Annotated in this window: 4 protein-coding genes and 1 pseudogene; 2 read left to right on the forward strand and 3 right to left on the reverse strand. The window is 66.6% G+C overall.

Going from position 1 to position 3310, the window contains the following annotated elements; translation table 11 throughout:
• A partial coding sequence (locus ABZS58_RS51020; protein WP_354792062.1) for an integrase core domain-containing protein occupies window positions 1–391 on the forward strand: 391 nt, incomplete at its 5' end.
• Between the two features lie 33 nt (window positions 392–424).
• On the opposite strand, the gene ABZS58_RS51025 is transcribed toward ABZS58_RS51020, so the two are convergent.
• Window positions 425–892 (reverse strand): SDR family NAD(P)-dependent oxidoreductase, encoded by a 468-nt coding sequence (locus ABZS58_RS51025; RefSeq protein WP_354792064.1) that lies wholly within the window; start codon window positions 890–892, stop codon window positions 425–427.
• 137 nt (window positions 893–1029) lie between these two features.
• The gene (locus ABZS58_RS51030) at window positions 1030–2022 is read right to left on the reverse strand and encodes a hypothetical protein (RefSeq protein ID WP_354792066.1); all 993 of its coding nucleotides are present in this window, start codon (window positions 2020–2022) and stop codon (window positions 1030–1032) included.
• Window positions 2023–2684: 662 nt separating this feature from the next.
• Between ABZS58_RS51030 and ABZS58_RS51035 the strand changes: the two genes are divergently transcribed.
• On the forward strand, window positions 2685–2846 hold the full coding sequence (locus ABZS58_RS51035; RefSeq protein WP_354792068.1) for a hypothetical protein: 162 nt from the start codon (window positions 2685–2687) through the stop codon (window positions 2844–2846).
• Window positions 2847–3040: 194 nt separating this feature from the next.
• Here ABZS58_RS51035 and ABZS58_RS51040 read toward each other — a convergent pair.
• Window positions 3041–3310 (reverse strand): annotated as a pseudogene (locus ABZS58_RS51040) (hypothetical protein); the annotation flags it as partial.

The raw sequence follows: 3310 nt of genomic DNA on the forward strand, positions 1-3310 counted from the left end.
CGCCGGCCTGCCCGTCACCATCGTCGTCCAACCCTGCGCACGCCCCATGCCCACCTCCGAAATCGGGGTGTTGCGACCGCCGGTTGAATCCGCCCAGTACACCAGCAGCCAGTACCGGCGCCTCGCCGACCGGCACGGCGTCCAGCTGTCCGTCGGGCGCAAAGGCCAATGCTGGGACAACGCCGTCGCCGAATCGTTCTTCGCGACCATCAAGACGGAGTTGCTCGACCGCCGGCCGTGGCCCACCCGGGCGTCCGCCCAGCGGGCCATCTTCGCCTGGATCGAGGGCTGGTACAACACCCGGCGCCGACACTCCACATTGGACTACGACAGCCCAGCTGCCTACGAAGCCAAGCTATACAACGAATCCCCACTCCGTCAGGTAGCCTGACACCACCACATCGACCCTGTCCGTCAAAACGGGTCAACCCCAGTTGATAATGGCGGCGCCCTGCGGCAGGTTCGGCAATGCCGCCTTCACCAACCGGAACATGGCGTGGATGTTGATGTCGAAGGTGCGCGTCCACTCCTCGTCGGTGATCTCCGCGACGGTCTCGTGAGTCATCTGGTACGCAGCGTTGTTGACGAGCACGTCGATCCGCCCGAACCGCTCAACTGCGGTGCGTACCACGGCCTCGCAGGTGGTCAGGTCCGCGAGATCTCCCGGGACCAGAATGGCCTTGCGTCCCTCGGCCTCGACGTATTTGGCGGTGTCGCGGGCGTCGTCGTGCTCCACGAGGTAGTAGATGAGCACGTCGGCGCCCTCTCGGGCGAAGGCGATCGCGACCGCGCGGCCGATGCCGCTGTCCGCGCCGGTGATGACGGCCGCCTTGCCGGCCAGGCGGCCGCTGCCGCGGTACGTCTCGTCGCCGTGGTCGGGCTTGCTCGCCATGGCGCCGAGGTGCCGGGTGGCTGCTGCCTGGCCCAGTCATGCCCCGCCGTTACCCGGCACGTGTGCAGCAAGACAATCCGGTCGACCTCGCCGTGCGACCGCTACCGTGGTGGCTGCAGAACCGCGCCTGCAACGTGTCAGGTGGCGGTGGCCTGAACCTCAGAGGCGTTGAGGATCGAGGACCTGTCCTTGTGGCTTCGCTCGTATTCGAGCACCGTGCGGACCTTCTCGTCGTCCGCGTCCCGCAGGCGGGAACGGATCCCCGGGACGTTCATCGTGTCGTATCCCGGCCAGGGCTCTTTGCCTTGCAGGTTGCGGATGCTCGTCACGATCGGGGTGCGGTTGCGGTTCGCGCGTTCATGAGCGTCGACCGTGGCCAGTTCGGTCTGGGAGAGTCGAGTCAGCCAGTCCCGGATCTGCTCGACGGAAAGGCTGTCGTAGTCGGGAATGATCGCCCCCGCCTCCAGTTGTGCCCCGTCCTGCATGGCCCGGCCTCGAGCGAACCGCAGCACGTCGACGGCTGCGTCCCTGAGCTGATACATGTTCTCCCACAGTTGCGGCAGCCGAAGCATCTGCACCGCGCCGATACTCTGGATCTGGTAGGCCGGTTCACCCTCGGCCTCTCCGAAGATCACCGCCTCGGCGAGCCGGTCCAGCGCTGTGAAGCACTCGGACAGCATGTCTTCGCTCTCTGCGCGCAGCTCGACGGCGAGTTTCGCGGTGACCTCGTCCCTGCAGGTCTGGGCGATCTGCTCCAACGCCCGATAGTTGGCGTCCAGCACTGCTGCGGCTGCGCACAGGTCACGGGTGTTCTTCAACACCCGGTCTTCGCCGTCCGGGCCACGCAACAGCTGCAGCGGCACGGCGGACAAGGCGACGGCCTGCCCGCCGATGATCAGAGCTGCGTTGACGCCCAGGTATTGCAGGCTGCGGCGGGCTCCGAGCCCACCCAGCCGATCGGACACCCGATAGGCCCGCTCGCGTGAACGTCGCCGCTGAGACTCCAGCCGCCGCCGATAGTCACCCTCAGGGGTGCCGGCGATGTTCGCGGCGAGGAGGGTGGTCACGGAGAACTCGGCCGCCCGCGTTTCCTGCAGGTACTGAATGACCTTCGCCCGGACAGTCGCCATAACGCCTACTCCTTGGAATCGATTCGCGGTGGGATCTGACTCAGCAGCAGCTGCCGAGGCCAGCTACTTCCCCCATGCGGCGGTCCGGCAGACAACCGTGTCTGCCGATTGCTGGTAATGCTTGCGCTTGTCCGCAACGCCGCGTCACCTCAACGCGACCGGTCCACCGACCGCCCCGCATCGTGGGCTGATGTGCGAAGGTTGGCGTCCAAACGGCAGCGGACCCGAGGCTGCCCGCATCGCAGTCGGCTGCTGCGTCTGCGGCGATTCGAACGCATTGACCAAAATGCCATTCAGTGTGAAATTCGCGACCTGCACCGTCCGAATCCAATGGTCCGCTATTGCTGCCAGTAGCGTATGCAGCCGGCTGGGCATCCTGCATCCGAATCGGATACCACGCCGAATGAAAGAATGGATGACCAGCCGGATCAGCAATCCACATCGACTCCACCTGGCCGGCACGGAGCCGATGCCCGCACGCCGGCCGGGAGGTCACGGAGTACCGCATCGCTGCTACATACCGGCGTCGAGGTGCCGGTCGCAGCGTACCGCGCAGTGCGTCCCGATCCAGTTGCCGGCGTCGAGGCTGCCCGCCTGGCCCGCCACATCATGTATCGATTCGCCGCGCTGTGGATTCCCTTGCCGCCGACGGTGCCCAGTTGATGCCGGTGGCCGTCGCCGACGGGCTGACCCTGCGGGCGGGGACAGCACACCGGCACCACGACATCCGCCTGCCGTTCCACATCCGGGTGACGGACGAGTTCATACTCGACCGGGAACTGCGGAGGCTGCTGCCAGGGGCGGACGCCCACCCGCACAGATAAGCCCGGGGACAGCCACGTCGACCCCGACTCGACAATGTTCGTCGTGCCGCAGGTGTTCTGCAACGAACGCGCATGGGCCAGGAACGGCTCGAAGGCGTGCGGTGCTCGCGACGGCCCAGTGGTGCTGGTGGACTTGCCGCCGGCCGACCGCTGCCTGTGCACATCAGGCCATGCCTGGCGTGGTCGCATGCACTTCACGGACCGTCTGGGAGCGGCGGGTCGCCCTTCCTTGCTCGGCGCGGCTTGATCTGGTCCGGGGTTCGGTGGTCTTGGTAGCTTGCTCCGTTGTCGGATTCGTTGGTGAATGGTTTGGCGCCGCCTTCCGGTGGTCCGATCTCCGACTGGCCGCCAGCGGCTACGTGCGGGAATTTCGCGTCGAATGCCGGCCGTTCGGAGCGGATGCGGGGGATGCGGTCGAAGTTGCGCAGTGGCGGCGGGCAGGTGGTCGCCCATTCGAGGGCGTT

Source organism: Dactylosporangium sp. NPDC005555, from assembly GCF_040605635.1.
Taxonomy (GTDB): Bacteria; Actinomycetota; Actinomycetes; order Mycobacteriales; family Micromonosporaceae; genus Dactylosporangium.

What these genes read in the sequence shown, in the direction of transcription:
- ABZS58_RS51025 (WP_354792064.1), bottom strand. Translation starts at nt 892, where the DNA reads ATGGCGAGCAAGCCCGACCACGGCGACGAGACGTACCGCGGCAGCGGC.
- ABZS58_RS51030 (WP_354792066.1), bottom strand. Translation starts at nt 2,022, where the DNA reads ATGGCGACTGTCCGGGCGAAGGTCATTCAGTACCTGCAGGAAACGCGG.
- ABZS58_RS51035 (WP_354792068.1), top strand. Translation starts at nt 2,685, where the DNA reads ATGCCGGTGGCCGTCGCCGACGGGCTGACCCTGCGGGCGGGGACAGCA.